Raw genomic sequence first — 25,456 nt, forward strand, 5'->3', positions numbered from 1 at the left:
AAAGCCCGGACCGGTATTTTTGATAAGAGACAAATTGTCCAGTTTGGGCCGAAAGCTCACTTTGCCGGAAGTTCGAGCTCGGCGCCGACATGGATGATATTCGGATTTCTAAGCGAATTCGCCTCGGCGATCTTCGTCCATTCCTCGCCATTGCCGTAATGAGCCGCAGCGATCTTCCAGAGCGAATCGCCCTTCACGACAGTGTATTTGGTCGGGCCGGCCGGCTGCGGCGCGGCAGGGGCCGCGGGGGCTGGGGTTGCCGGAGCGGCTGCCGTCTGCGACGGAGCGGGAGCGGCCGGTGCCGGCGCCGCAGGAGCTGCCGCCGAAGGGGCCGGGGGAGCGGCCGGGGCTGGCTTCGGCGGCGGGGTGTAGCCCGCCGGAGTGAGATCGGTGATACGGCCGTCCGTATAGGGCTTGTAGGGATTGTTGGCCGCGAGGTATTCCGCCACCGCCTGCTCCAGGTTCGGGCCGAAATCGTAGGGGTTCACGGCGCTGGTCGCGAAGACTTTGTAGCCGTCGCCGCCGGCGCGGACGAAGTTGTTGGTGACGACGCCATAAGTCTTCGCCGGATCGATCGGCGCGAATGCGTCTCCCTCCTTGACCTGCACGTCGCTCACCCGGCTGCCGGCCGGTTTCGACTTGTCGAAGGAGAATTTCAGACCGGCGACCTGCGGGAAGCGGCCGGCGCCGTCATCGATCTGGCTGACGCCGTTTTCCAGCGCGGAGATAATGTCCGAGCCCTTGATCTGGAAAGTGGCGATGGTGTTCTGGAAGGGCAGCACAGTCAGCACTTCACCCATGGTCACCTCGCCGGCATCGATCGAAGCTCGCAGGCCGCCACCGTTCTGAATGGATATGGTGATTCCCTGGCCCTTGACGCGGTCAAGCTGCGCATCGGCAAGCAGATTGCCCATCGAGCATTCCTTCGCACGGCAATTGCGGCGGTCGCCGTCGATTGCGGCTTCGGCGCTGCCGACAATCTTCTTCTTGGTTTCCTCGATCGGAGCTTTCAATTCGTTGATACGCGCGACCATGGCCTGGTCGGGCTGGAACTTGGCATCTACCGGGATGGGCTCGCCGCTTGCTTCCTTGACGACGCCGTTGTCATCGAAGACGACCTTCAGGTCGCCGAGATAGCGGCTGTACTGGAAAGCCTGGACGACCGGAACCTTGTACCCGCCGGGGTTGTCGGACCAGGTCGGGTAGGGGCCTTCCGCGCCCTTGACGGTGTTGGAGAGAAGCGTGTGGGTATGGCCGCCGACGACAACGTCGACATCCTGGATCTTGGCGATCGCCGCAAGGTCGCGCGGATAGCCGACATGGGTGAGCGCGATGATCTTGTCGACGCCCTGGGCCTTCACGGCCTGGACAGCCTCGGTGATCTTGGCGACGTCGTCGGAGATCGTGATGTTCGGACCGGGATTGGCGATTTCCGGTGTTTCATTGGTGACGGCTCCGACGATGCCGATCTTCTGTCCACCGACATCGAGGATGATGAAGGGCTTGATGCGGTCACCGATCTTGGCGGCGGCGCTCGGGACGACATTGGCGGTCACGACCGGGAACTGGACCTTGTCCAGGAAGGTGGCGAGCACGTCGTCGCTGTCGTCGAACTCGTGGTTGCCGACGGTCATGGCGTCAAACTTCATGGCGTTCAGCACTTCGGCTTCCACCGCGCCCTTGTAGGTCGTATAGAAGAGGGACCCTTGGAAATTGTCGCCGGCATTCAACAGGAGGACGTTCTTGTTCTCGGCCTTCATGCCGTCGCGCGTCTGGTTGATCGCGGTCAGCAGGCGCGCCGCGCCACCGAAGCATTCATTCTTGCCTTCCTCTTCCGCCGAGCAGGTGGAGTCATATTTGTTGACGGCCTCGATGCGCGAATGGAAGTCGTTGATGTGCAGGATATTGAGTTCGAAATCGGCGAGCGCGGCGCCTGTTGAAAGGGCCAGGACCGAAGCGGTCAGCAGCCCGAATCTCAATCTCTTCATCATCTTGTCTCTCTCCTGTTTTGCCGATCGGCTTTGCGCCGCCTCGCGCCGATTGTTCTACTGTCCCACCGTGACAATCGTTCTGCGGCACATGTTTTCATCAAGAGGAAGCCGTTTCAAGGGAAATGTGACAGCCGTGCATGCGCGCTGCTTCCCGCGCAAAACATGAAAACCCCGCCGAAGCGGGGTTTGGAAAACAGATCCCGTAAGACCGTGATCAGCTCCGACGCATAAGGGAGAATTGGGCGCCGCTATCCTGCGTGCAGTTGAGCTGGTTTGGGCTCACGAGCGAGCAATTGACGCGTGACTGCGTCTTTCTCACGAGCGAGGTCATATTGATCTCCACCAGCGTCGGCGAGAGATTGACGTAGGTGCCGGAGGCCAGAAGCGTATTGCTGTCGCTGGAGCGGGTGTTGAACGTGCCTCCCTGGAAGGTGGAGACGATGCCGTTCGGATCGGACCAGCTTCCCTCGACACCCCGCGGCTGAGCCGGCGGAAGCTGACGCGGCGGAGGAGAGGACATGCAGGCGGTCAGGCCTGCGGCGGCGATGAGCGCAAAGCTCGCTTTCAATTTCATGATCTGTCTCCCGCGAATCGGTCCGTCCCTTAAGGCGAAGCATGCCGCCACGGACCTATGTAACGCAAGATGTGGCCTTGAAAAGGCAAGGGCCTGTGAACACACAAAAAACCGCCTGCCGAAGAGCAGGCGGTCTTCCTCAATCAATCAGCGAACCAGGATGTTCCTGAACTGCCAAGGATCCTTTTCGTCGATGTCTTCCGGGAAGAGGCCCGGGCGGCCATCGAGCGGGGTCCAGTCGGTGTAATGGCCTTCGACCGGGCCGAGATAGGGAAGCTGCACTTCAAGGCAGCGCTTGTAGTCGATCTCATCTGCCTCGACGATGCCTGCACTCGGATTCTCCAGCGCCCAGACCATGCCCGCGAGAACGGCCGAGGTCACCTGCAGACCGGTGGCGTTCTGGTAAGGAGCGATGCGGCGGGTTTCCTCGAGCGACAGGCGCGAACCGTACCAGTAGGCGTTCTTCTCGTGGCCGTAGAGCAGGACGCCGAGTTCATCGATGCCGTCCTCCAGTTCGTCTTCGTCGAGAACGTGGTGAACGGGCTGCGGTGCGCCGCCGTTGCCGAACATCTCGTGCAGCGAAAGCACCGCATCATTGGCCGGATGATAGGCGTAGTGGCAGGTCGGACGGAAGGTGACTTCGCCATCCTTGTCGCGCACCGTGAAGTAGTCGGCGATGGAGATCGACTCGTTGTGGGTGACGAGAAAGCCGTATTGCGGGCCGGGCGTTGGGCACCAGGTCCGTACGCGGGTGTTGGCGCCCGGCTGTTCCAGATAGATCGCCGCCTTGCAGCCCTTCTTGTGCTGCTTGGCGTTCTTCGGCATCCACTCCTCGTGCGTCCCCCAACCGAGTTCGGCCGGCTGCATGCCTTCGGAGATGAAGCCTTCGACCGACCAGGTGTTCCAGAAAACGTTGAGCGGCTTCGGATGCTTGGTGCGTTGGGTATCGCGCTCGGCGATATGCACGCCCTTGACGCCGAGCTTCTTCATGAGCTTTGCCCAGCCTTCACGGTCGTGCTGAGTCGGCTCTTCGAATTTCAGGCCGGTATCCCTGGCAAGGTTGACGAGCGCCTTCTTGACAAACCAGGACACCATGCCGGGGTTTGCGCCGCAGGTGGAGACCGCCGTCGCGCCGCCCGGGTTCTTCACCTTTTCCTTGCGCACGGTTTCACGCAGCGCATAGTTGGTGCGATCCGCGTTCTTCATGTTCTTGTCGAAATAGAAGCCGAGCCAAGGTTCTACGACGGTGTCGATATAAAGGACGTTGAGCTTGCGGCAGAGCTTCATCAGATCGAGCGAGCCGGTGTCGACCGAAAGATTGACGCAGAAGCCCTGGCCGCCGCCAGCCGTCAGCAGCGGCTTCAAGAGATCCTTGTAGTTATCCTTGGTCACATATTCCTTGATGTGACGGACGCCGTGTTTCTTGAGAATTCCCGCTTCGTCGTCGCGCGGGTCGATCACCACCATCCGGTCCTTGTCGAACTTGAAGTGGCGTTCGATCAGCGGCAGCGTGCCGCGGCCGATCGAACCGAAACCGATCATCACGATCGGGCCGGTGATTTCGCCATACACCGGATAGGTAGTCTCTGACATGTCTCTCTCCTTGATCGGCGGCCCTGTGGGCCGCTGCCCCGCTTCTTCGGCAGTGGACGGATAATGGATGCGCAGGTGCGATTTCGCGGCGCTCTAGATCATAAAACCGCGTCACAATAAAGAGCCCATCGGGTTTCCGGGTGAAATCGGCACTTTACCCGACAGAGACTAGCGTTTCGGCGGATTTCCGAAGCATGGCCACGAGTTCGGCGCGCTTTGCAAGGAGCCCCTTGTAGTCGGCCTGTTTCGGCGTCAGCGCTTCGAGCTGATCGGCGAGCGAGGCTGCCAGTTCCCGGGCGTTCGGTTGAGCCATGATCGCGGTGACCGGATCGAGATAGATGCGGATGGTGAAGAGGATGTCGCCCGAGACCGGCATTTTTCTGAGCGTCTGGCGCTCGACGCGGATGAACGCCCCCTCTGCCGGCACGTCCTCCGTTTCGGAAGCAGGCTGCGCGACAGGGCGGTAAAGCTTGTAGCCCCAGTTGACCGACCAGTTCCAGCGGACCACAAAACGGGCCGGTGAAAGATTGTCGAACATGCGGTTGATGAGGTCCGCATTGCGGCTGCCGCGCGCAAAATCCGGCACTGGCGCATGAACCTCGTCGATCGCCTTGCCGAACTTGTCCGCAAGCGACCAGGAGGAGGGAAAGGCGAGGAAGGCGGCGGCGAGGCGCCAGCCGTTCTCGCCCTTGCGCATGATGACGAGATCGTCCTGCACCATGAGACCGGCACGAACAAGCGGCGGCAGGCTCTGGTCGGCGAGATCGATCCTGTGGTCCGCCGTCTCCACGAGATTGCCGTCGCGATGATAGATCGCCGGATGGCGGGACGGGAGATAGTCCGCCAGCGCATCCAGGATTTCCTGCTGGGCCTCTTCCGTACCCGGTTCTGCCTGAAAAACCTGATCGCCATGCTCGGCGAAGAGCTTCCTCTTCTCGGTCAGGTGATAGGCAAGATCGCCGTCCGGTTCGATCCAGCGGGCAGGATCGAGCTGGAGAAGCCCGATGGTTAAGGGCTTCGAGGAACCGTCATAGGGCGTATAGCTAAGGGGCTTGTCGTTCATGCCGTCCCGGGTGTGCCGTTTCAGGATCGGTTTAAGCCAAATTCATGTACTTGTAAAAATCGTCTTCGAAGACTTGGAACATGCCGCGACAGCCCTACAAATATTTCGCAGGTGCAACATGCGGGGCGGGAAGGCTGATGGTGCTATTCAGCAGGGTCTTTTATGTGATTGTCGGGATGATCGCGGCATTCAGGACCATGGGTTTGCGCAATACCACGTCGAGGGCCTGGATCCGGCTTTATCCCGTTCGGCCAGATGGTGTGCAAAATCGCTTTGACTGGCGCATGTGGCTGCCGTTCTGGGCGGTGTTCTTCATCGGGTGCACCATGGCGGTGGTCGTCGCGTCTTCAGGCGAGCGCAATCCCGAGGGATTGCTCATTATCAAATGAGCGATATGTCGGCGAAGATTGCCGTGACTCCGTCATTCCGTCGCCGTGCCCTGGTGGAAAACCATGCGCCATTTGCCGTCGACATCGAGATGCCAGATCGAACTGCGGTTGGTGAAGAGCTTGTGCCCGTCATCGTCGACGAGACGGACGCCGCGATAGGTGGCGAGCGCGACAGTGTCGCTGAGAAGCGACACCGAGAAATCCAGGATGGCCGTATTGTTCGGTCCTACCTCGGAGACGAGGCGGGAGATGGTGTCATCGAACGTATATACAAGGCCGGAACGGCCGAATTCACGGAACTCGGGCACCAGAAGTTCACGCAAACGCGTCTCGGAACTGCGCACCTCGCGGGTCTGCAGCGCAGCTTCGAGCGAAAGCAGATGATCGGCAAGCGATTGCGATTCGACCATTACCTTTCTCCTCCAATTCCAGAGACGGTTTCAGCAGGTGATGGTTCCGGTTTTTCCTTGTCGCTTACGAGTTCGGCAGGGATGAGGCCGCGCAGCGAATTGCCCACAAAAATGCGGCGCTCCTTAAGGTCGGCAAGACGAAGGATCTGGCTGCGGGCCTTCCTCTCGCGGATCAGTTCGGCGCGCAATATACCGGGTAGAAGCCCGCTTGTGAGCGGCGGCGTCAGCAACTGGCCATTCGCATCCTCGATGAAGACATTGGTGATCGTGCCTTCGCAGATCTCGCCCCTCTCGTTGAGTAGAAGGACTTCATCCGCCTCGTCGGGGGAGAATTCGGCGCGCGCGGCCTCATAGGGTTCCCGGCGGGAGGTCTTGTGGCGAAACAGGGGATCGTCCGACGGAAGTGGGGTGCTCGCGACACGCAGACGCCATACGGTGCCGGCGGGGATCGGGCTGAAGGGCGTCGCGGTGATCTCGATCCTGCCGCGATAAGTCATGACAAGACGAACGCGCATTGCGGTTTCGCCGCTGACGGCGGCCTGAAGCTGCTTCAGCGTATCCGGCGGCGGCTGGCGGAATCCCAGAGCATCGGCCGACCGGCTGACGCGGCGCAAATGCTGTTCGACCCGCAGGAAGCCCGCGCCCGGCTCCCAGCGCATCGTTTCGATCAGCGAGAAATCCATTGGTCGCCCACCGCAAAGCGTGCCTTCAAAAGACACTCCTCATATTCGGCCTCCGCCTTCGAATCGAAGACGATGCCGCCGCCGACATTGAAGACGGCCCTACCGTTCTTGAAAAGGGTAATCGTGCGGATTGCCACGGAAAAGCGCATCGGCCCGGCCGGGTCGCAATAACCGATCGCACCGCAATAGGCGTCCCGAGGGCCATCCTCCAATCCGGCCAGAATCTGCATCGCCCACAGTTTCGGCGCTCCGGTGATGGAACCGCAGGGAAACAGCGCTGCCAGAATCTCGGGAAAGCCGGCTTCGGGTCTCAGCCTGGCCCGCACGTGGCTGACCATCTGGTGAACAGTCGGATAGGTCTCGATTTCGAACAGTTTCGGCACCGAGAGGGTGCCTACTTCGCTGATGAGCGAAATGTCGTTGCGCAGCAGATCCACGATCATGCGGTTCTCGGCCAACGTCTTCTCATCGGCGAGCATGGCTTCAATGATCGCCTCGTCTTCTTTCGCGGTCGCGCCGCGCGGGGCGGTGCCTTTCATCGGATGTGTTTCGATGAAGCGCTCGGCATCGACCGAGAAGAAAAGCTCCGGCGAGCGCGACAGGATGAGCGGGCCGCCGAAATCGATGAGTGCGCCGTAGTGCACCGGCTGGCGCTCGACCAGAGACCAGAAAGCTGAGCGCGGGTCGCCCTGCCAGCGGGCGGTGATCGGCATGGTCAGGTTTGCCTGATAGCAATCGCCCTTGCGCAGGTGCTCATGCAGCCGGTCGAAACGCTGCCGGTAGGTTTCGAAATCCCAGGCCGCGTGCGGTTCGGTCAATAAGGGGGCTCCACTTTTCATCGGTTCCGGCAGGGCGAACGGATGCTCGTGACCGGCGGGAGCATCGAATATGCCCATGGCAAGCAGGGGCACAGGCCGGTTCGGCACGACCAGGGCCCGGAGTTTGTCCTCGAAGACATAACCGGCTTCGTAGGAGATATAGCCCGCCAGCCATTGGCCGGAGCGGCGGGCTTCCTCCAATCGGCGAAGGGCGGGCAGAACCTCGTCGGACGTCCGCGCAAGGACGATCGTCTTCGGCCGGTCGAAGACGATGCTCCGGCCGACAGGATCGTCCCGAAAGAGCGCGTAGGGCGCCGTCTGTTCCATCGAAATGGCTCACGCCCTGTCCAGGGCCTCCAGTTCGTCGATCAGGCCTTCGATCATCGACAGGCCCTTGGACCAGAAGGACGGGTCGGTGGCATCGAGGCCGAAAGGCTTCAGAAGCTCCGAATGATGCTTGGTGCCGCCGGCTTTCAGAAGCTCGAAATACTTCTCCTGGAACCCGGGTTCCGCCTGACTGTAGACCGCATAGAGTGAATTCACCAGGCAGTCGCCGAAGGCATAGGCGTAGACATAGAAAGGCGAGTGGATGAAGTGGGGGATATAGGTCCACCACGTTTCGTAACCTTCGGAGATCCTGATCGCAGGCCCGAGGCTCTCACCCTGGACGGAGAGCCAGAGTTCGCCAATCTGTTCGGAGGTGAGTTCTCCTTGCTTGCGGGCCGTGTGGACCTTGCGTTCGAACTGGTAGAAGGCGATCTGGCGCACGACTGTGTTGATCATGTCCTCGACCTTCTGGGCGAGCATGGCCTTGCGTTCGCGCTTGTCCCTGGTCTCTTCCAGCAGGGCGCGGAAGGTCAGCATCTCGCCGAAGACGGAGGCGGTTTCGGCAAGCGTCAGCGGCGTCTGACACATCAGCGCCCCTTGAGCGCCCGCAAGCACCTGATGCACGCCGTGGCCGAGCTCATGGGCGAGCGTCATCACGTCGCGCGGCTTGCCCATGTAGTTGACCAGCACGTAAGGATGGGCCGACGGCACGGTCGGGTGCGCGAAGGCGCCTGGCGCCTTGCCGGGTCGTGCCGGCGCGTCGATCCATTCCTCGTCGAAGAAACGGCCGGCAATCTCCGCCATTTCCGGCGCAAAGCCGCGATAGGCGGAAAGCACCGTCTCCTTCGCTTCGGTCCACGGGATAACAGCGGTGGGCGTTTCCGGCAGCGGCGCGTTGCGGTCCCAGAAATTCAGCTGTTCCATTCCGAGCCATTTCGCCTTCATCGCATAGTAGCGATGCGAGAGACGCGGATAGGCATCTTTCACCGCCTCGGCCAATGCATCCACCACTTCGCGCTCGACACGGTTCGCCAGATGCCGGGAGTCGGCGATGTCCTCAAAGCCACGCCAGCGGTCGGAAATCTCCTTGTCCTTGGCGAGCGTGTTGGTGATCAGCGTGAAGACGCGCAGGTTCTCGCCAAAAGTCTTCGACAGGGCCGCGGCTGCCTTGGTGCGCACCTCCGGCTCGGGCTCCTGCAGCATGTTGAGGGTCACTTCGAGCGGCAGCTTCTCGCCGTCCACCTCGAAGCGGAGTTCTGCCATGGTTTCGTCGAACAGACGGTTGAAGGCCGCGGCCGAAGTCATGGATTTTTCGAGGAAGAGCTGTTCCAGTTTGTCCTCGAGCTGAAACGGCTTGTCCTTCCTGAGGTCGACGATCCAGGGGCGATAGTGGCCGGCGGCCGGATCGCGATCCATGCAGGCGTCCATCAGCTTGTCGTCGATGCGGTTCAGTTCCAGTGCAAAGAACAGGAGATGGGAGGAAAGGTCGGTCAATTTTGCCTGCACGTCGCCGTAGAACTTGCCGTTCGCCGGATTCGACGTATCGGAGAAGTAGGTGAGGCCGGCATAGGAGCCGAGCTTGCCGAGCAGGTCATCGAGCGCCTCGTATTCCTTCAGCGCCTCGCCGATGCCGCCAGCGCCGGTTTTCGTCGCGGCGTCCGCCAGCTTGCCCTTCCATTTCCCCTCGAAGGCGAGCGCCAGCTTTTCCGCCTTGTCCGTGTCGGCAGTGAAGGCAGGTGAATCCTTGGCGGGATAAAGGTCCGACAATTTCCAGACCGGCAGGAGGCCAAGCGCCGGATCGGTTGCTGTAGCGCCGGCGGCCATTGCGGCAGGAATTTCGCGAAACGCGATTGCGGGGTGTTTCATCGCCTTGTCCTCTGATTTTCGATCCGGTCGGTGATTTGTTTTCCCCGCCGTCGATTAAAATGCAAGCTTTTCTCAAAAGGGGATGTTCAAGCCTTTCTGGCACAACCTCCAGCATAACCACCCGAAAGGGAGCACGATGAACGTTGCTGGGAGCCCGAGCATGACTGCGCAAATCCTCGTTGTGGATGATGATCCAATTCAGCGTCGCCTTCTGAAGAATGCCGTGGAGCGTTACGGATACGCCGCGCATCTTGCCGAAAACGGCCTTGTCGCACTCGAGTTCCTGAAACGGACAGCCGTCGACATCAACGTTATCGTGCTCGACCTGATGATGCCGGAAATGGATGGCCTGACCTTCCTTGCCGCCATCCGCGAAGCGGGCATCGAAACACCGGTCATTGTCCAGACCGGGCAGGGCAGCATCGATTTCGTCGTGCAGGCCATGCGGGCAGGCGCCTTCGATTTTGTCGTGAAGCCGGTTTCTCCGGAACGTATAGCCACATCGATCGCCAATGCACTCAAGCTCAACCACAAGGAATCGAAAGCGCGGGGCGGTCGCCGCCACCGCCCCGGCGCCGTCGGTTTCGGCGATATCATCTCCGCGAGCCCCGACATGCTGCGGGTGATCGATCTCGCTCAGCGCGCGGCACATTCGAACATCCCGGTGGTGCTGGAAGGCGAGTCCGGCGTCGGCAAGGAGATGATCGCCCGCGCCATCCAGTCGAACGGCGACCGGGCCGGCAAGCCGTTCATCACGGTCAATTGTGGCGCCATCCCGCACAATCTGGTGGAAAGCATCCTTTTCGGCCATGAGAAAGGCGCCTTCACCGGCGCGACCGAACGCCATACCGGCAAGTTCGTAGAGGCGGATGGCGGCACGCTTTTCCTCGACGAGATCGGCGACCTGCCGCTCGAAGTCCAGGTGAAGCTGCTTCGCGCGGTACAGCAGGGCGAGATCGAGACCGTCGGCGCGGCGCGCGTGCAGAAGGTCAATGTCCGGCTCATCTCGGCCACCAACAAGGACCTGATCGAAGAAGTACGCGCCGGGCGCTTCCGCGAGGATCTCTACTACCGACTCAACGTCTTCCCGATCACCATCCCGGCGCTTCGCCGCCGCAAGGAGGACATTCCACATCTCGCCCGCGTTTTTGCCGAACGCTTCTCGGCGGAGCAGAAATTGCCGAAGACGCTCACTGTCGCCCCTGGCGCGCTGGCGCTGCTTACGGCCTATGACTGGCCGGGCAATATACGCCAGCTAGAAAACGCCGTCTTTCGCGCCGTTGTGCTTGCCGAAGGCAATGAACTGACGGAAGCGGACTTCCCGCAGATCGCCGCGCAGGTTCCGGAATTCCGGTCGGCCGAACTTGCCGCGACCGCGATTGCGCCGACGCCGGCCGCAATGTCGGACTACGCCGTGCGGGAGGCGCTCGCCGAATCACCCGTCTTCGCCAACAGCGAAAGGGCGCGCGACGCACAGCCGGATCCCAAGGCCATGCTCGCCGCCGCCTACCCGTCGACGGAAAATATCATCGTCAGTACCGATGAAGCGGGTGACGTGAGAAAACTGGCCGATGTCGAGGAGGAACTCATCCGTTTCGCGTTGAAATTCTACCGCGGCCAGATGAGCCAGGTTGCCCGCAAACTGGGCATCGGACGTTCGACTCTCTACCGGAAACTGAAGGATTACGGCATTGACCCCGACGATCCGCTCAAGGAAGCAGCATAATCGCGTTGTATTAGCGGGAGTTAACTTTCGCGCAAGGATGTCCTGGCACCTTTCATCAACCTCCCATTAGCCATTTGTTGACTATATGGAAGAAGGTTGTACATCTGTGGCACATTTGCCATCGTGTGACCGCATTTGACAGTCATTTGAGGCAGCGTGGGACGTTGTCGACAGGACGGGGATCGTTTTGCCGGATCAGTATGCAAAAGAAGCGCCTTCGGGTGAGAAGGTGCGCGGCGGCAAGGCCGGGCTTTTTAGAATTCTCGCCAGGCGCGTAGCAGCCGCTGCCCTGCTGCTCCTGGCGGCGCTGCCGGTCCTTTCCGTTTCTGTCACCGATGCTGCTGCCGAAAACAGAAGCCTGAAGCTCTACTTCGTCCATACGGGAGAAAAGGCGGTCATCACCTTCAAGCGGAACGGCCGATATGACCAGAAGGGCCTCCAGCAGATCAACCAGCTTCTGCGCGACTGGCGCAAGAATCAGCCAACCAAGATGGACCCGAGGCTTTTTGACCTCGTCTGGGAAGTCTACCGCCGCAGCGGCGCTTCGGATTATATCCACGTCGTTTCGGCCTACCGTTCTCCGGCCACCAATGGCATGCTGCGTTCACGCTCCCGCAATACGGGTGTCGCCAAGAACAGCCAGCACATGCTTGGCAAGGCCATGGATTTCTACATTCCGGGCGTGAAGCTTTCAACGCTCAGGGGGCTCGCCATGCAGATGCAGGTGGGAGGTGTCGGTTACTATCCGAGATCGGGGTCACCCTTCGTGCATCTCGATGTCGGCGGCGTGCGCGCCTGGCCGCGCATGACGCGTCAGGAACTCGTGCAGATCTTCCCGAACGGCAAGACACTTCATCTGCCTGCCGACGGCAAGCCGCTGCCCGGTTACGAGCAGGCGCTGGCGGACTACAAGAAGCGTGTCAGCTCTAGCTCGATCCAGGTCGCCAGTACGGCGGGCGGCAGCATTCGCAGCGACGGTTCCGAACGGAAGCGTCAGCCGAACCTGCTGGCCTTCCTGTTTGGCGGCGGAGCCGACGAGGAAGAGGACAACGCGGAGAGCAGCGCGCCGGCCGTGGCAGAACGCCCGGCTCCAGCCGCGAAGGAGCCTCCGGCAGAGGCGACCACGCCACCGGGCGTGATGGTGGCCTCCGCGTCGTCGTCAACGCCAACGCAAACGCCGGAGCAGCAGGAAATTGCCGCGCCTGTGCCGCTTTCGCGCCCGGCCTTCCGTTCGGATACGGCATCCGGCGGGCTTGCGACGGCGCTCTATTCGCCAGCGCGTAACGCGGCTCAGGAAGCGCTCGCCTTGCAGGCCTCGGCTCCGGCCAATACGCCGCAGCCGACCGGCGAGGCCTTCGCCGACCTTTCCACCTATGACATTCCGGTTCCGACACTGCTTGGGCCGCGCGGTTTGAAGGGTGATGCCGACAACAGCATGATGACTGCATCCGTCGGTTCGATGCCGACGCCGGAAGAAGTGGCATCCATACCGCTTCCGGCCCATCGGCCAGCTCCCGCAGCATCTCTGGCAGCGTCGGCTGCTACGTCGCAAGCAGCTGCAAAGACGGAGGCGGAACAGGAATTGACGCCTGAACTCGTCGCTGCGCTGGCTCGCAGCGTGGAATACCAGCGCCCGTCCGTGCAGCCGATCCGGCCAGCACCGGCGCCGGTTCAAAGGCCGGTCGAAACGGCAGCCGTCTCTCCGAAGGTCATTCAGGCTTCAGCCGGCAAGGGCAGGCAGTTCGGTGACGGATTCGACGCCCCGAGGCCGCCTGTTGCCGCCTCGGCCGGCGCGCTTCCTGTACCCGCCAAAGGTGGACGCACGAGCAGATCGGCTTCTTCGTCTGCCGGCGGTGCTCTGACGGGTGACATGCTTGCGAAATGGGCTCTTAACAACAATCGCGCCGAAGAAGCGGTTTCGATGAAGGCGCCGCGCGTCGTCAGCCGTACGCTCAACGGCGAATATTCGGCGGCATATTCCGGCGGCGGATTCAAGCCCGTCGCCGCCATGGTCGCGATCGATCCGAACCGCTTCAGCGGTCCAAGCGACTGATCGACGCCGAAGGTATCCGTGGAAACAGAAAACCCGCCGTTCCGGCGGGTTTTTCATGGCCTTATGGCGAGCAAAAATCAGGCGGCATCCTGGTCCGGTGGGCTTTCGATCATGCCGAGCGCAGCCAGGTAAGTGTCGAGGATCAGGTCCTCTTCCATGCGTTCCTGATCGTCCTTCTTGCGAAGCGCGATGACTTTCTTGAGGATCTTGGTGTCGAAGCCCATGGACTTGGCTTCGCCATAGACGTCCTTGATGTCGTCGGCGATCGTCTTCTTTTCTTCTTCCAGTCTTTCGATGCGCTCGACAAATGCGCGGAGTTGGTCGCGGGCGACGCCATGAGCATCAGACATCGGGGCCTCCTGATCGTAGAAAATATGAATGAGTGGTCGTCAACTGCCGAAAAGAGAGACCGAGGTCAAGCCAAATCCGCCCATCGATCAACCATGGGCGGGCTTGTTGATGTCGAATGCGGCTTTTTGAGCATCGGTCGATTCCGTCTGGTGCAGATTCTTCCAGTCTTCGTAAGGCATGCCGTAGACGATTTCCCGGGATGCGTCCTTGGAAAGATCGACACCCGCCTCGCTGGCCGCATCGCGATACCAGTTAGAGAGGCAGTTGCGGCAGAAGCCCGCGAGATTCATCAGGTCGATGTTCTGCACATCGGCGCGCTCGCGCAAATGCCGGACGAGACGGCGGAAGGCCGCTGCCTCGAATTCGGTCTGCTGTTCCTTGGTGAGCTCGGTCATCGGATCGTCTCCTGATGTTCGTATCAACCGGGATAGGGGCCCGTGCGTGACGGAAAGATCTTGTACTCGTGCAATGTGGGGTCGGTATTGAGGGTCTTGAAGATCGGCTCCAGCCTTTCCGCCCAGGCCGCGACCCCGGCTTCGTCGCCGATCAGGTCCTGCCGCACTTCGAGGAGAGCATGCGGCGTGCCGGACATCATGCAATGCCGGTACATCGTATCGCCCTTCAGTGCGCCGTCATAGGGCTCGTTGTCGCCGACCTCGATATCCCCCGATTGGCGCAGAAGTTCAAGAAAGGGGAGTACGGCGCGATGGTCGCTGTCCCAGAGAACTGCCGCGTGCCAGGGGCGGGGCGTGCCTTTCCAGAAAGGCGTAAAGGAATGCAGCGAGAGCACGAGCGGCGCACGGCCGGGGGCACCCGCCTTGGCGACCGTCCGTTCGACTGCGCGATGATAGGGCCGGTGATAATTGTCTAGACGAAAGTCCCATTCGGCTTCCGTGATCGGGTGATTGCCGGGAATGATCGCGCCGTCGGAAATCTTCATGATCAGTGTCGGATCGTCTTCGCCGCGGTTCGGATCGATCAGCAGGCGGGAAAAGCAGCTCAGGACGGCGGGGACGTTCAGCATGGCGGCCAGCCTGCGCGTCAGTCCCTCGATGCCGATATCGAAGGCAATGTGTCGGTGAAACGCGCTTTCCGGCAGGCCGAGGCTGCCATAGGCGGCGGGCAGGCAGTTCATGGCATGGTCGGCCAGCAGCACCATGCCGCTGTCATAATCGCCTTCTATGATCTCGAAAGGAATGAAGTCCTGCATCGGGCGTGGGAAATAGAGGTCGTTGCGGAGATTGGGTTGATGACACGGTGAGGCGTCCGGCGCAAGCCGTCCGCCGCCCGTCGAAGATGACGATTGGCGGTGTGAAGGTTGCTTAATCGATTAGACTTTCGTTGACTTTCAGACTATGCCGCGCGAAGAAAGTGCTTCACGAATAATCATGGAGTCCTGACGGAAACCGTGTCGAAAAAATCCCCCACAGCCTATCTTCGTTCTCTCGTTTCAGTTCCCGCGCTCGTCGCCATTGTGGCCGTCGGTGTGCCGCTCTTTGCGGCGGGCGCCGCGCATGCGGATTTCCGCGTCTGCAACGGCACCCAGAACCTTGTCGGCGTAGCGATCGGCTATCGCGCTGCCGAGGGCTGGACCACGGAAGGCTGGTGGCAGGTGCCGGCCTCTACCTGCGCCACGCTGATCGAGGGCGAGCTGCAGTCGCGCTACTACTATCTTTATGCCGAGGATGCGGCCCGCGGCGGCCGCTGGGCTGGCAATGTCAACATGTGCGTCGCGGAGAACGAGTTCAAGATCGTCGGCGTCAACGATTGTTTCGCCCGTGGCTTCCAGCGCATGGGCTTCAAGGAATATGACACGGGCCGTCAGGGGAGCTGGATGGTCCAGCTTTCGGATGCGCCCGGCACACAAGAAGGCCAGAATTGATGAGGCGCAACCGCAAAGTAAAGATCCTCGCGACGCTTGGACCGGCTTCCTCCGAGGAGGCGATGATCCAGAAGTTGCACGAGGCGGGGGCCGATCTCTTCCGCATCAACATGAGCCATGCCAGCCATGACCTGATGCGCACGCTGATTTCCCGCATCCGCTCCGTCGAGGCCAAATGCGGCCGGCCGATCGGCATCCTCTGCGATCTGCAAGGCCCGAAGTTGCGTGTCGGCAAGTTCGCCGCCGGCAAGGTGACGCTGACGCCCGGCCAGACCTTCACACTCGACAACCGCGACGAGCCTGGCGACGAGACCCGTGTCTTCCTGCCGCATCCGGAAATCCTCGAAGCCGTGAAGCCAGGTCACCGCCTGTTGATCGATGACGGCAAGCTCGCGCTGAAGGCTGAGAAGGCCGATGGAAAAAGCATCGTCTGCACGGTGATCGCCGGCACCAGCATTTCCGACCGCAAGGGCGTCAGCCTTCCAGATACGCTGCTTGGCGTCGGTGCGCTCACCGACAAGGACCGGGTCGATCTCGATGCGGTGCTGGCAACCGATGATGTCGACTGGGTCGCGCTTTCCTTTGTTCAGCGTCCCGACGACCTTGCCGAAGTGCGCAAGATCGCCCGCGGTCGCGTCGGTATCATGTCGAAGATCGAGAAGCCCCAAGCCCTCGAGCGTATCGACGAGATCATCGAGCTTTCCGATGCGGTCATGGTGGCGCGCGGCGACCTCGGTGTCGAAATGCCGATCGAAACCGTGCCAGGCATCCAGAAGCAGCTCACGCGCGCCTGTCGCCGGGCCGGCAAGCCGGTCGTCGTCGCGACCCAGATGCTGGAATCGATGATTTCCTCGCCGGTGCCGACCCGCGCGGAAGTCTCGGACGTGTCCATCGCCGTCTTCGAAGGCGCGGATGCGGTCATGCTGTCGGCGGAATCGGCGTCCGGCCAGTATCCGGTCGAAGCCGTCTCGATGATGGCGTCGATCGCCCGAGAGGTCGAACAGGACCCGCTTTTCCCCAGCATCATCTACGCGCAACGCGCCACGCCCGAGGCGACCGGTGCAGACGCCATCTCGCTTGCCGCCCGCCAGATCGCCGAAACGCTCAGGCTTTCGGCCATCGTCACCTATACCTCGTCGGGTACGACGGGGCTGCGTGCCTCGCGCGAGCGCCCGCAGGTGCCGATCATCGCGCTGTCGCCGATCGTCCAGACGGCACGCCGGCTTTCCGTGGTCTGGGGCATGCATTGCGTGGTCACGCATGATGCGATCGACCTCGACGACATGGTGAACCGCGCCTGCCGCATCGTCGTGTCCGAAGGGTTTGGAAATCCGGGCGATCGGATCATCATCTCGGCCGGCGTGCCGCTCGGTACGCCCGGTGCCACCAACATGCTGCGCATCGCCTATATCGGCTCCGACGGCCAGACGGGCATCTAAACGGGTCCGGTCGCTGTTTTCACGCAGATCCTGTTCAAGAGAAACCCGCCGGGGCGACCCGGCGGGTTTCTCGTTCGTGCGCATGAAAAGCCGCCCCGAAAGGCGGCGTCGTTCTTGTCTACGATGGTCAGGACGGCCTCAGTCGACCATGCCATGCCCTTGCAGGTAGCCCTTCTTGCGGGCGTCAGGCATGATGACCGCGGCGGTAAAGGCGATCACCATCATGACAGTGACGTACCAGAAGAACCAGCTTTCGTGGCCGATCGACTTGAACCAGAGCGCCACATATTCCGCCGTCCCGCCGAAGAGCGCATTGCCGATGGCGTAGGCAAGGCCGACGCCGAGCGCGCGCACTTCCGCCGGGAACATTTCTGCCTTCACCAGCCCGCTGATCGAGGTGTAGATGCTGACGATGGCGAGCGCCGTGGTGATAAGCACGAAAGCCAGCGTGCTGCTCGTCACCTGACCGATCGCCGTCAGCAGCGGCACGGTGGTGACGATCGACAGCGCGCCCCAGAGAAGCATGGAATTTCGCCGCCCGATCCGGTCGGAAAGAGCGCCGAAGACAGGCTGCAGCAGCATGTAGACGAAAAGCACGGCTGTCATGGTGGTGCTGGCGGTTTCCTTGCTCATGCCCGCCGTATTGACGAGGTATTTCTGCATGTAGGTGGTGAAGGTGTAGAAGATCAGCGATCCGCCCGCCGTATAGCCGACGACGGTGAAGAACGCCTTCCTGTGATGCCTGAAGATGCCTGCAAGAGTGCCTGCCTCTTTCTTGCCGCGCGTCGCCTCGGTCGAGGTCTCGTGCAGCGAGCGGCGCAGGAAGAGTGCGACGATGGCAGCGACGCCGCCGATCGCGAAAGGAATGCGCCAGCCCCAGGCCTTCAGTTCGGCCTCGTTCAGGAACTGCTGCAGGATGACGAGGACAAGGACTGCGAGAAGCTGGCCACCGATCAGCGTCACATACTGGAACGAACCGAAGAAGCCGCGCCGTCCGGCAAGCGCCACCTCGCTCATATAGGTGGCCGTCGTGCCGTATTCGCCGCCGACGGAAAGCCCCTGCAGCAGACGCACCAGGAGGAGCAGGATGGGCGCGAGAACGCCGATCGTCTGGTAGGTCGGCAGTACCGCGATGATGAAGGAGCCGAGGCACATCATCGTCACCGAAATCAGCATCGATGTGCGCCGTCCGAGCTTGTCGGCGATGCGGCCGAAGAGCCAGCCGCCGATCGGGCGCATCAGGAAGCCGGCAGCGAAGACGGCGGCGGCATTCAGGAGTTGGGTCGTACTGTCCCCGGCGGGAAAGAACTCCGACGCGAAATAGAGCGCGCAAAAGGAATAGACGTAGAAATCGTACCATTCCACCAGATTGCCTGAGGCGCTGCCAACGATGGCAAAGATGCGCCGGCGCGTGTCATGCTCATCGTGGACGGGCGCCATCTGGTTCATGTCTTTTTTCCACATATAGTCCCTCCGTTGGGTTACCGATAAACAATGACTTTCCCGCAAACGCCTTCCCGGCGTTGTCAAGGAGACGCCGCGGCAGCAGCTGATGGTTTTGTGAAATCGGGACCTGTGAAACCGCCGGCCCCTGCATGGATAATTGCTGTGCCAATGGGTGAGATCGGCAAGATGCGCTGAAATAATGCGACAGCTACGTAAACGTCAAACGACTTGTGCGGTAATTGTGCGTTGTTCACATATCGCACGGAATTGCAATGCCGGCGGCGATGCGAGATCACGCCTTCGCTTTCTCCGAGGCGGGGGATCCGGCGCTCGGACGCGGCCGGGACATGCCGTTATAGATAGTTTACGTCCGGTTGCCGGCGATCTTCTCGGAGAGTTTCGTTACCGCTTCCTGCGCCTCCCGATCAGCGGGGTAGATGGCGAGGTAATCTTCCCAGGCCTTCAGGGCGAGCTCATCCTTGCCTGCTTCCATCAGGATGCCCGCCATGCCGGCGATCGCGCCGAAATGGCGCGGTTCGTGCTTCAGCACCTCGGCGATGTCGGCCATGGATTTGCGCGTGTTGCCCATGGTGTAGTGCAGCGTCGCACGGCGGTTCCAGCCCTCGGGATAGGCAGGATCGAGGAGGGTCACCTGGTCGAGGAAATCGAGTGCGGCGGCATTGCGCTTCTCCTTGATAGCGGTCGCGGCCCACTGCATCAGGAGATTGACCGTGGCGCTCCCCGAATCGTTCATGTCGGTCATGATCTGGGTGGCGATGCCGCGCGCCTTATCCGGATCGCGTTCGCGCTTCAGCGCCTCGAACAGCGGATCGAGCGGATTGGCCGGTTGCGAAGCCGATGTGGGAATGGCGGGATTTGCCTGCTGCGGGGCGACGGCAGGCGGAGCAGGCGTTGCCGTCTGGGCGAGTGTCGAGGAGGCGACGAAAGTCGCGGCCAGAATCAGAGAGCTGAAACGAAAATAGCGCATGCGGATAAGGTAATCCGCATGCGCTCAAGGTCAAACCCGATTTGTCGCGCTATCGACAATTTGATCGGTCCGCGGGATATCCGGGACCGGAGCCGTATCAGCCCTGACGAGCCTTGAAGCGCGGGTTCTGCTTGTTGATGATGTAAATGCGGCCCTTGCGGCGAACCAGGCGGTTATCGCGGTGACGGGCCTTCAGCGCCTTGAGCGAGTTCTTGATCTTCATTGTTCTGGTCCAGCAGTCTGTGGGCTCGAAAGCCGCTTGTCCTCATCAATCAAAAGCGCGCCGCCTTTATCTTGGAGGGGGCGCGCTCTCAAGTTGGGCGTGCAGATAACCCGAGCCCGGGCGCATGTCAACCTTGCGGCAGTGTTTTAAGCTCGGTCACATGGCCCATTTTTCGGCCGGGGCGGGATTCCGTCTTGCCATAAAGATGAACGAGCACATTCTTCTTCGCCAGCCAGGCGGGAACGTCGAGAATGTCGTCGCCGATCAGGTTGGTCATCACGCAGTCCGTGTGACGTGCAGGATCGCCGAGGGGCAGTCCGGCAACGGCACGGACATGCTGCTCGAACTGCGAAACGACACAGGCGGCTTCCGTCCAGTGGCCGGAATTGTGGACGCGCGGCGCGATCTCGTTGGCAATCAGGGTCCCATCCGCCATCACGAAAAACTCGATGCCGATGACGCCGACATAATCGAGCGCGGCAAGCAACTTCTCCGCCGAGTCGCGGGCGACCTGCGCCGTGGCATCGGAGATGCGTGCGGGGAGGGTGGAAGTATGCAGGATGCCGTTCCGATGGACGTTCTCGGCCGGATCGTAGCAGGCGGTGGCGCCATCCTGGCCGCGGGCGGCGATGATCGACACCTCGCGCTCGAACGGTACGAAACTTTCGAGAATAAGCGGCACGCCGCCCAGATCGTGATAGGCGCCGGCCGGGTTGTCCGCAGCCGAGCGGAAGACGCGCTGGCCCTTGCCGTCATAGCCGAGCCGGCGGGTCTTCAGGACGCCCTTGCCGCCGAAATTCGCGAGCGCCTTTTCGAGGTCGGCTTGGCTGTCGACGGCGTGGAACCTTGCGGTCTCGATGCCGCAGGCATTGAGGAAGCTCTTTTCGGTGACGCGGTCCTGCGCGACCTCCAGCGCCTTGCCCGGCGGATGAACAGGCACGGAAAGCTGCAGGGTTTCGGCGGCCAGAACCGGAACGTTCTCGAATTCGTAGGTGACGACGTCGCAGCGGTTGGCGAGCTCGGCAAGCGCTGCCGGATCATCGTAAGCTGCAATGATCTGGGCACTCGCCACCTGCGCTGCCGGACAGTCGGCCTGCGGCTCCAGAATGATCGTGCGGAAGTTGAGCCGCGCTGCGGCAATGGCCAGCATGCGGCCGAGCTGTCCGCCGCCGATGATGCCGATCGTGTGGACCGTCATGGAACCTCGTCTATCGGGTAATCTGCAACGGCGGCCGTCTGGCGGGCGCGCCACTCGTCGAGACGGTCGGCGACCTCGTCGTCATTGAGTGCCAGGACCGCCGCAGCAAGCAGTGCGGCATTGATCGCTCCGGCCTTGCCGATCGCCAGCGTTCCGACCGGGATGCCCGCGGGCATCTGCACGATCGACAGGAGGCTGTCCTGGCCCGACAGCGCCTTGGACTGCACCGGCACGCCGAAGACCGGCAGCGGCGTCATGGCGGCGGTCATGCCGGGGAGATGAGCTGCGCCGCCGGCGCCCGCGATGATGACCTGAAAACCTTCGGCGCGGGCGGTTTTGGCAAACTCCATCATCCGTTCGGGTGTACGATGCGCGGAAATGATCCGGGCCTCATAACCGATGTCGAGCGCCTCCAGCGTATCGGCGGCGTTCTTCATGGTCTCCCAGTCGGACTGGCTTCCCATAATTATGGCGACGGGTGGTCTTTCTGCCAGCATGATGCCTCCCTCAAGCAATGATGTCGGGGATGATCTGGTCTTCAAGCTGGCTCATCTTGTCCTTGATCGCCAGCTTCTTCTTCTTCATGCGCTGAATTCGGAGCGCGTCACAGCCGACCTCAATCATGGCGTTGATGGCAGCGTCGTAATCTTCGTGCTCCTGACGGAGTTTCGCGAGCGCCAGCCGGATATCCGCCTGTTCCTGATCAGCCATTTTCGGTCCCCATTTTCATACCCGGCATTTTTGTGGTCGCCGGCAATGTCCGCAAGCCTCTACCACCAAACCGCGTTAACTGGAAGTTAGCCGCTGTCACGAATTTGCCTTGTTCAAACCACGATTTCTCCTTCGACAAATGGGGTCGATCGTGTCACACTTCCGTCGTAAACCTGAAGCCTCGGCCAAGGGTGAAGCCGGGGCAGGTGACCAAGGAAGGAACATGCCACATGACCGTCCAGGCTCATATCGCATCGCTTGAAAAGAAGCACGGCGCTCTGGAGGAGGAGCTCCAAACCATTCTGGCGTCCCCCTCTTCCGATGATCGTCAAATTGCTGACATCAAGCGGCGCAAGCTGCGCATTAAAGACAAAATGCAACGGCTCAAAGCCTCTACGCGTCACTAATCTTTCAATGGGAGAACTGGCCGCTGCCTCGTGTTAGGATCAACTAAGAGGCATCTCAGGAAGCGGCAAAACAATCCAGACAGTATGAAAATGAAGTTCTGGTCGTGGTCGACGACCCTAAAACAGGTGACTTGCAAATCTTAGGTCACGACCAGAACTGATCCAGCCACAGATTGAGCCTGTCGAAACCCTTGCTGTTGACGGCATAGATGCGCCGCGTGCCTTCTGCCGTTACGCTGACAAGGTTGCTGTCGAGCAGGGCTTTCAGATGTTGCGACACTGCAGGCCGGCTGATCGGCAGGCCCTGGGCCAGTTCGTTGACCGTCTTCGGAGAACGCCGCAATTCCTCCAGCAGATACCGCCGGTTCGGGTCAGCTATGGCTGCAAAAGGGTCAACTGTTGTTGTCATATGTCAAACTTACGGTAAACGCATGGTAACGGCAAGATTTATTGTGCGATGCAGCAATAAATGACACTATATGCTGCGTTGCTTATTTAACGATGTTGTGCTCGCGCTTACAGCGGCAGGCCGTCCCAGAGCAGTTTCAATCCGGCGAGAAAGGCCAGGCCATAGGTCATGGGATAGAAGATCTCGGCCTTCAGATGCTTGACGACCGCCGCACCTGCTATGGTCGCCAGCAGCGCTATTGGCAGAAGCGTCGCGGAGATCGTCAGGTTTTCCCTGTCCAGTGCCCCGAGGAAGAAATAGGGAATGACCTTCACGGCGTTGACGATCGCGAAGAAACGGATGCTGGCGCCGGTGTAGGATTTCGGGTCCAGCCCCATCGGCAGGACATAGATCTGGAAAGGCGGGCCGCCGGCATGGGCGACGAAACTCGCATAACCGGAAAGCGCCCCCCAGAAAGTGGCGGCAACCGGACGGTGCGGCAGCGGCGCTGCGGGCCTGTTCGAGTGCGGGCCGTAGACCTGCCAGAAATAACGGACCGTGAAGAGGATGGTCGCCACGGCGATGACAAGACGAAGCGCGTCGTCCGATACATAGGTGGAAGTCGCCCAGCCGAGCGCAATACCGATGATGCCGCCCGGCAGGATCATCAAGAGTGTCTTGGAATCGTTGTAGTTCCGCCAGGACCACAGGGCCACGATGTCCATGAGGATCAGGATCGGCAGGAAGATCGCCGCCGCCTTGACCGGGTCCACCGCCATGGACATGAGGGGTACGCCCATGAGGCCGATCGCGCCGCCTATCCCCCCTTTCGAGAGACCGACGAGCATAACGGCAGGAATGGCGGCTGCGAAAAAGGCGAGGGTCAGCGTATCAGGCATTCGTTCCGGGGCGGGGCGGTTGATCCTTCAATCGGTCCGGTCTATCGAATTTACGGACAGAAAACGAGTGCGGATTTGCGATTGGCGCCATCCGCCGAATGGAAAAAACATGACCGGACCGGAAGATCGCTGCCGCCTTGTGCTTATTGTACCGGACTATGATGATGCCGCCCGCCAGGCGAAGGAGCTTGAAGAGGCGCTTTCGGGCGGCGACGTCGCCTCGGTGATCCTGCCGCAATACGGCCTCGACGATCAGGCTTTCCAGAAGCGTGCCGAGACATTGGTGCCGATCATCCAGGCGGCTGGCGCGGCGGCCTTGATCGCGGGCGACAGTCGTGTTGCCGGCCGGGTCAAGGCCGACGGCTTGCACATAGCCGGCTCCCCCGCCGAGCTTGAGGAAGCGATCGAGAAATTCGTGCCGAAGCTCATCGTTGGCGCCGGCGGGGCGGCGGATCGCCATCAGGCGCTGGAGATCGGCGAATTGCGTCCCGACTACATCTTCTTCGGCAAGCTTGACGGCGACATCAAACCGGAGGCGCATCCCAAGAACCTTGCGCTTGGCGAATGGTGGGCCTCGATGGTGGAAATTCCCTGCATCGTCGTGGGCGGCAATGATCCCGCGTCGGCGCTTGCGGTCGCCGAGACCGGCGCCGAATTCGTGGCGCTCCGCGCTGCAGTTTTTGGCAATCCCAGGGGCGCCGGAGCGGTGGTCGCCGAAGTCAACGCGACCCTGGACGAAAAAGCGCCACGGTTTGAGGCTTGATGAGGCCCATGCCGTCGAACCGAACTTCTCGCGCGATTCTGAATGGGCTGCTGGCGAGCCTTCTCGCATCGGCGGTTTTGTCCTCCGTCGCCTTCGCACAGGTGGACACCAGGGCCGTCACACGTCCCGTAGAGCCCGATGCCCAGCAGATGAAGAAGGACCGGGTCGAGACGCAGGCAGATTCGGATGCACCAGCGAGCAAAGCCGAGGGGCAGGGCCAGCCGGACGGTATCGTACCTTCCGGTGGCGTGGAGCTCTATCAGCGCATGGGGGCGACCCTGCCGCCCGTCCCGCCTGAAAAGCCCTATAACGGCCCCATCGACGAGGCCTATGGCGCCTATCAGCGCGGTCTTTACGTGACAGCTCTCGATAAGGCGCTGACACGTGCGGGTAAGGGGGATGCTGCGGCGCAGACGCTCGTCGCCGAAATGATGACCAAAGGTCTGGGTATCAAGCGCGACGCCAAAACGGCGACGTTCTGGTACAAACAGGCTGCGGAAGGTGGCGATCCCGCTGCCATGTTCCAGTATGCGCTGCTTCTGATGGCGGGTCGCGATGTCCCGCGCGACAAGAAGCAAGCCGACGAATTCATGCGCAAGGCTGCAGAAGCCGGCAATTCGTCGGCGCAGTTCAACTGGGCGCAGATTCTCGTTTCGGATAATCCGGGTGAAAACGGCCTGCATCTGGCGTTGCCCTTCTATGAAAGAGCTGCCATGCAGGGGGTGGCGGACGCGCAATATGCCGTGGCGCAGCTCTATGTGACGCTGAAGGACATGCCGGCGGAGAAAAAGGCGAAGGCCCGCGAATGGCTGGAGCGCGCCGCCGAAGCCGGGTACGATACCGCACAGCTTGATATGGGGCTCTGGCTCGTGAACGGGGTAGGGGGACCGCGGGACTACGACAAGGGTTTCGAATGGATGCGGATCGCCGCCCATCGCGGCAATGTCGTCGCCCAGAACAAGCTCGCGCATCTTTATATCAACGCGCTCGGCACCCGGCCCAATCCGGTCGAGGCGGCCAAATGGTACGTTCTGTCGCGCCGCGCCGGTCTGCAGGATCCGGAGCTCGAGGACTTCTACCTCGGCATCAATGAAGAGCAGCAGAAACAGGCGATCGAGGCAGCCAACAAGTTTCGCAGGGGGTGAGGAGCGGTCCGGCGCAGCCGGAGAAATCGATCCGGTGATCGATTTCAGCGACGAACGCCCGGAGCGTGAGCGAAGGGCCGGCCAAGGCCGATCGGTGCAACCGCCGGGGCGGTCGGCAGGGGA

General features: G+C 61.3%; 26 protein-coding genes and 2 pseudogenes. 9 read left to right on the forward strand and 19 right to left on the reverse strand.

Translation table 11 applies throughout. The features are described 5' to 3' along the window. Positions 1-56: 56 nt before the first annotated feature. The 4 genes from J2046_RS26055 to J2046_RS26070 form a co-directional block, all read right to left on the reverse strand. Entirely contained in the window at positions 57-1,991 is a 1,935-nt protein-coding gene (locus J2046_RS26055; protein WP_210056795.1) for a 5'-nucleotidase C-terminal domain-containing protein, read from the reverse strand. A gap of 214 nt (positions 1,992-2,205) precedes the next feature. Further along, on the reverse strand, positions 2,206-2,565 hold the full coding sequence (gene omp10 / locus J2046_RS26060) for an outer membrane lipoprotein Omp10 (RefSeq protein WP_210056797.1): 360 nt from the start codon (positions 2,563-2,565) through the stop codon (positions 2,206-2,208). Positions 2,566-2,712: 147 nt separating this feature from the next. Continuing rightward, entirely contained in the window at positions 2,713-4,158 is a 1,446-nt protein-coding gene (locus tag J2046_RS26065) for a homospermidine synthase (RefSeq protein ID WP_210056799.1), read from the reverse strand. A gap of 154 nt (positions 4,159-4,312) precedes the next feature. Then, entirely contained in the window at positions 4,313-5,221 is a 909-nt protein-coding gene (locus tag J2046_RS26070; protein ID WP_210056800.1) for a heme-dependent oxidative N-demethylase family protein, read from the reverse strand. 137 nt (positions 5,222-5,358) lie between these two features. Here J2046_RS26070 and J2046_RS26075 point away from each other — a divergent pair, with 137 nt between their 5' ends. Continuing rightward, positions 5,359-5,610, forward strand: a complete 252-nt coding sequence (locus tag J2046_RS26075; RefSeq protein ID WP_210056801.1) for a hypothetical protein — start codon at positions 5,359-5,361, stop codon at positions 5,608-5,610. 32 nt (positions 5,611-5,642) lie between these two features. Here the strand turns inward: J2046_RS26075 and J2046_RS26080 are convergent, their stop codons facing one another. From J2046_RS26080 to J2046_RS26095, 4 genes are read right to left on the reverse strand one after another with little or no spacing between them, the layout of a single operon-like run. Beyond that, complete coding sequence (locus J2046_RS26080) at positions 5,643-6,020, reverse strand: nuclear transport factor 2 family protein (protein ID WP_210056802.1); 378 nt, start codon at positions 6,018-6,020, stop codon at positions 5,643-5,645. Next, positions 6,020-6,703, reverse strand: coding sequence for an aminotransferase class IV family protein (locus J2046_RS26085; RefSeq protein ID WP_210056803.1), 684 nt, complete (start codon positions 6,701-6,703; stop codon positions 6,020-6,022). The genes J2046_RS26080 and J2046_RS26085 overlap by 1 nt, the downstream gene beginning before the upstream one ends. After that, on the reverse strand, positions 6,688-7,848 hold the full coding sequence (locus J2046_RS26090; protein ID WP_210056804.1) for an aminodeoxychorismate synthase component I: 1,161 nt from the start codon (positions 7,846-7,848) through the stop codon (positions 6,688-6,690). Before J2046_RS26090 ends, J2046_RS26085 begins: the two co-directional genes overlap by 16 nt. 9 nt (positions 7,849-7,857) lie before the next feature. After that, on the reverse strand, positions 7,858-9,714 hold the full coding sequence (locus tag J2046_RS26095) for a M3 family oligoendopeptidase (protein WP_210056805.1): 1,857 nt from the start codon (positions 9,712-9,714) through the stop codon (positions 7,858-7,860). A 160-nt stretch (positions 9,715-9,874) separates the two neighbouring features. Here J2046_RS26095 and J2046_RS26100 point away from each other — a divergent pair. The 3 genes and pseudogenes from J2046_RS26100 to J2046_RS26105 form a co-directional block, all read left to right on the forward strand. After that, a pseudogene (locus J2046_RS26100) lies at positions 9,875-11,063 on the forward strand (sigma-54-dependent transcriptional regulator); the annotation flags it as partial. Positions 11,064-11,257: 194 nt separating this feature from the next. After that, positions 11,258-11,440 (forward strand): annotated as a pseudogene (locus tag J2046_RS34390) (helix-turn-helix domain-containing protein); the annotation flags it as partial. A 187-nt stretch (positions 11,441-11,627) separates the two neighbouring features. Next, positions 11,628-13,493 (forward strand): DUF882 domain-containing protein, encoded by a 1,866-nt coding sequence (locus J2046_RS26105; RefSeq protein WP_210056807.1) that lies wholly within the window; start codon positions 11,628-11,630, stop codon positions 13,491-13,493. A 77-nt stretch (positions 13,494-13,570) separates the two neighbouring features. Here the strand turns inward: J2046_RS26105 and J2046_RS26110 are convergent, their stop codons facing one another. The 3 genes from J2046_RS26110 to J2046_RS26120 form a co-directional block, all read right to left on the reverse strand. After that, positions 13,571-13,843, reverse strand: coding sequence for a DUF2312 domain-containing protein (locus J2046_RS26110; RefSeq protein WP_037155993.1), 273 nt, complete (start codon positions 13,841-13,843; stop codon positions 13,571-13,573). An 87-nt stretch (positions 13,844-13,930) separates the two neighbouring features. Further along, positions 13,931-14,239 carry a DUF1244 domain-containing protein gene (locus J2046_RS26115; protein WP_210056809.1) on the reverse strand — a complete coding sequence of 103 codons (309 nt, stop codon included), beginning with the start codon at positions 14,237-14,239 and terminating at the stop codon, positions 13,931-13,933. Positions 14,240-14,262: 23 nt separating this feature from the next. Continuing rightward, positions 14,263-15,054 (reverse strand): N-formylglutamate amidohydrolase, encoded by a 792-nt coding sequence (locus J2046_RS26120; RefSeq protein WP_210056811.1) that lies wholly within the window; start codon positions 15,052-15,054, stop codon positions 14,263-14,265. Between the two features lie 198 nt (positions 15,055-15,252). Here J2046_RS26120 and J2046_RS26125 point away from each other — a divergent pair, with 198 nt between their 5' ends. Together J2046_RS26125 and pyk are read left to right on the forward strand one after the other, a co-directional pair. Next, complete coding sequence (locus J2046_RS26125; RefSeq protein WP_210056813.1) at positions 15,253-15,726, forward strand: DUF1036 domain-containing protein; 474 nt, start codon at positions 15,253-15,255, stop codon at positions 15,724-15,726. Further along, a complete protein-coding gene (gene pyk, locus J2046_RS26130; RefSeq protein ID WP_210056815.1) occupies positions 15,726-17,165 on the forward strand; it encodes a pyruvate kinase in 1,440 nt (479 codons plus the stop codon). The genes J2046_RS26125 and pyk overlap by 1 nt, the downstream gene beginning before the upstream one ends. A 138-nt stretch (positions 17,166-17,303) precedes the next feature. On the opposite strand, the gene J2046_RS26135 is transcribed toward pyk, so the two are convergent. From J2046_RS26135 to J2046_RS26160, 6 genes are all read right to left on the reverse strand, one after another. Then, on the reverse strand, positions 17,304-18,614 hold the full coding sequence (locus J2046_RS26135) for an MFS family transporter (RefSeq protein WP_210056816.1): 1,311 nt from the start codon (positions 18,612-18,614) through the stop codon (positions 17,304-17,306). Positions 18,615-18,975: 361 nt separating this feature from the next. Then, entirely contained in the window at positions 18,976-19,599 is a 624-nt protein-coding gene (locus tag J2046_RS26140) for a tetratricopeptide repeat protein (protein WP_210056818.1), read from the reverse strand. Between the two features lie 97 nt (positions 19,600-19,696). Further along, positions 19,697-19,822, reverse strand: a complete 126-nt coding sequence (gene ykgO / locus J2046_RS26145; RefSeq protein ID WP_006726873.1) for a type B 50S ribosomal protein L36 — start codon at positions 19,820-19,822, stop codon at positions 19,697-19,699. Between the two features lie 127 nt (positions 19,823-19,949). Then, entirely contained in the window at positions 19,950-21,020 is a 1,071-nt protein-coding gene (locus J2046_RS26150; protein WP_210056820.1) for a 5-(carboxyamino)imidazole ribonucleotide synthase, read from the reverse strand. Next, positions 21,017-21,514 carry a 5-(carboxyamino)imidazole ribonucleotide mutase gene (gene purE, locus J2046_RS26155; RefSeq protein ID WP_210056853.1) on the reverse strand — a complete coding sequence of 166 codons (498 nt, stop codon included), beginning with the start codon at positions 21,512-21,514 and terminating at the stop codon, positions 21,017-21,019. The genes J2046_RS26150 and purE overlap by 4 nt, the downstream gene beginning before the upstream one ends. 13 nt (positions 21,515-21,527) lie before the next feature. Beyond that, the gene (locus J2046_RS26160) at positions 21,528-21,731 is read right to left on the reverse strand and encodes a YdcH family protein (RefSeq protein WP_037156012.1); all 204 of its coding nucleotides are present in this window, start codon (positions 21,729-21,731) and stop codon (positions 21,528-21,530) included. 230 nt (positions 21,732-21,961) lie between these two features. Here J2046_RS26160 and J2046_RS26165 point away from each other — a divergent pair, with 230 nt between their 5' ends. Then, on the forward strand, positions 21,962-22,138 hold the full coding sequence (locus tag J2046_RS26165; RefSeq protein WP_210056822.1) for a YdcH family protein: 177 nt from the start codon (positions 21,962-21,964) through the stop codon (positions 22,136-22,138). A gap of 145 nt (positions 22,139-22,283) precedes the next feature. Here the strand turns inward: J2046_RS26165 and J2046_RS26170 are convergent, their stop codons facing one another. Next, a complete protein-coding gene (locus tag J2046_RS26170) occupies positions 22,284-22,547 on the reverse strand; it encodes an ArsR/SmtB family transcription factor (RefSeq protein WP_037156018.1) in 264 nt (87 codons plus the stop codon). 107 nt (positions 22,548-22,654) lie between these two features. Continuing rightward, entirely contained in the window at positions 22,655-23,425 is a 771-nt protein-coding gene (locus tag J2046_RS26175) for a sulfite exporter TauE/SafE family protein (protein WP_210056824.1), read from the reverse strand. Between the two features lie 109 nt (positions 23,426-23,534). On the opposite strand from J2046_RS26175, the gene J2046_RS26180 reads away from it, so the two are divergent. Both J2046_RS26180 and J2046_RS26185 read left to right on the forward strand, forming a co-directional pair. Beyond that, positions 23,535-24,188: a thiamine phosphate synthase gene (locus J2046_RS26180; RefSeq protein ID WP_210056826.1), complete on the forward strand. Its 654-nt coding sequence runs from the start codon at positions 23,535-23,537 to the stop codon at positions 24,186-24,188. Beyond that, positions 24,188-25,333: a tetratricopeptide repeat protein gene (locus J2046_RS26185; protein ID WP_233470297.1), complete on the forward strand. Its 1,146-nt coding sequence runs from the start codon at positions 24,188-24,190 to the stop codon at positions 25,331-25,333. Before J2046_RS26180 ends, J2046_RS26185 begins: the two co-directional genes overlap by 1 nt. The last annotated feature ends 123 nt before the right edge of the window (positions 25,334-25,456 follow it).

Origin of the sequence: Neorhizobium petrolearium (assembly GCF_017873175.1) — a bacterium.
GTDB lineage: Bacteria > Pseudomonadota > Alphaproteobacteria > Rhizobiales > Rhizobiaceae > Neorhizobium > Neorhizobium petrolearium.

Coding starts and splice junctions, on each gene's coding strand:
- omp10 (WP_210056797.1), bottom strand. CDS start 2,565: ATGAAATTGAAAGCGAGCTTTGCGCTCATCGCCGCCGCAGGCCTGACC.
- J2046_RS26055 (WP_210056795.1), bottom strand. CDS start 1,991: ATGATGAAGAGATTGAGATTCGGGCTGCTGACCGCTTCGGTCCTGGCC.
- ykgO (WP_006726873.1), bottom strand. CDS start 19,822: ATGAAGATCAAGAACTCGCTCAAGGCGCTGAAGGCCCGTCACCGCGAT.
- J2046_RS26180 (WP_210056826.1), top strand. CDS start 23,535: ATGACCGGACCGGAAGATCGCTGCCGCCTTGTGCTTATTGTACCGGAC.
- J2046_RS26115 (WP_210056809.1), bottom strand. CDS start 14,239: ATGACCGAGCTCACCAAGGAACAGCAGACCGAATTCGAGGCAGCGGCC.
- J2046_RS26075 (WP_210056801.1), top strand. CDS start 5,359: ATGGTGCTATTCAGCAGGGTCTTTTATGTGATTGTCGGGATGATCGCG.
- J2046_RS26165 (WP_210056822.1), top strand. CDS start 21,962: ATGACCGTCCAGGCTCATATCGCATCGCTTGAAAAGAAGCACGGCGCT.
- J2046_RS26085 (WP_210056803.1), bottom strand. CDS start 6,703: ATGGATTTCTCGCTGATCGAAACGATGCGCTGGGAGCCGGGCGCGGGC.
- J2046_RS26070 (WP_210056800.1), bottom strand. CDS start 5,221: ATGAACGACAAGCCCCTTAGCTATACGCCCTATGACGGTTCCTCGAAG.
- J2046_RS26080 (WP_210056802.1), bottom strand. CDS start 6,020: ATGGTCGAATCGCAATCGCTTGCCGATCATCTGCTTTCGCTCGAAGCT.
- J2046_RS26065 (WP_210056799.1), bottom strand. CDS start 4,158: ATGTCAGAGACTACCTATCCGGTGTATGGCGAAATCACCGGCCCGATC.
- J2046_RS26090 (WP_210056804.1), bottom strand. CDS start 7,848: ATGGAACAGACGGCGCCCTACGCGCTCTTTCGGGACGATCCTGTCGGC.
- J2046_RS26170 (WP_037156018.1), bottom strand. CDS start 22,547: ATGACAACAACAGTTGACCCTTTTGCAGCCATAGCTGACCCGAACCGG.
- J2046_RS26150 (WP_210056820.1), bottom strand. CDS start 21,020: ATGACGGTCCACACGATCGGCATCATCGGCGGCGGACAGCTCGGCCGC.
- J2046_RS26175 (WP_210056824.1), bottom strand. CDS start 23,425: ATGCCTGATACGCTGACCCTCGCCTTTTTCGCAGCCGCCATTCCTGCC.
- J2046_RS26135 (WP_210056816.1), bottom strand. CDS start 18,614: ATGAACCAGATGGCGCCCGTCCACGATGAGCATGACACGCGCCGGCGC.
- J2046_RS26140 (WP_210056818.1), bottom strand. CDS start 19,599: ATGCGCTATTTTCGTTTCAGCTCTCTGATTCTGGCCGCGACTTTCGTC.
- pyk (WP_210056815.1), top strand. CDS start 15,726: ATGAGGCGCAACCGCAAAGTAAAGATCCTCGCGACGCTTGGACCGGCT.
- J2046_RS26160 (WP_037156012.1), bottom strand. CDS start 21,731: ATGGCTGATCAGGAACAGGCGGATATCCGGCTGGCGCTCGCGAAACTC.
- J2046_RS26095 (WP_210056805.1), bottom strand. CDS start 9,714: ATGAAACACCCCGCAATCGCGTTTCGCGAAATTCCTGCCGCAATGGCC.
- J2046_RS26120 (WP_210056811.1), bottom strand. CDS start 15,054: ATGCAGGACTTCATTCCTTTCGAGATCATAGAAGGCGATTATGACAGC.
- J2046_RS26185 (WP_233470297.1), top strand. CDS start 24,188: ATGAGGCCCATGCCGTCGAACCGAACTTCTCGCGCGATTCTGAATGGG.
- J2046_RS26110 (WP_037155993.1), bottom strand. CDS start 13,843: ATGTCTGATGCTCATGGCGTCGCCCGCGACCAACTCCGCGCATTTGTC.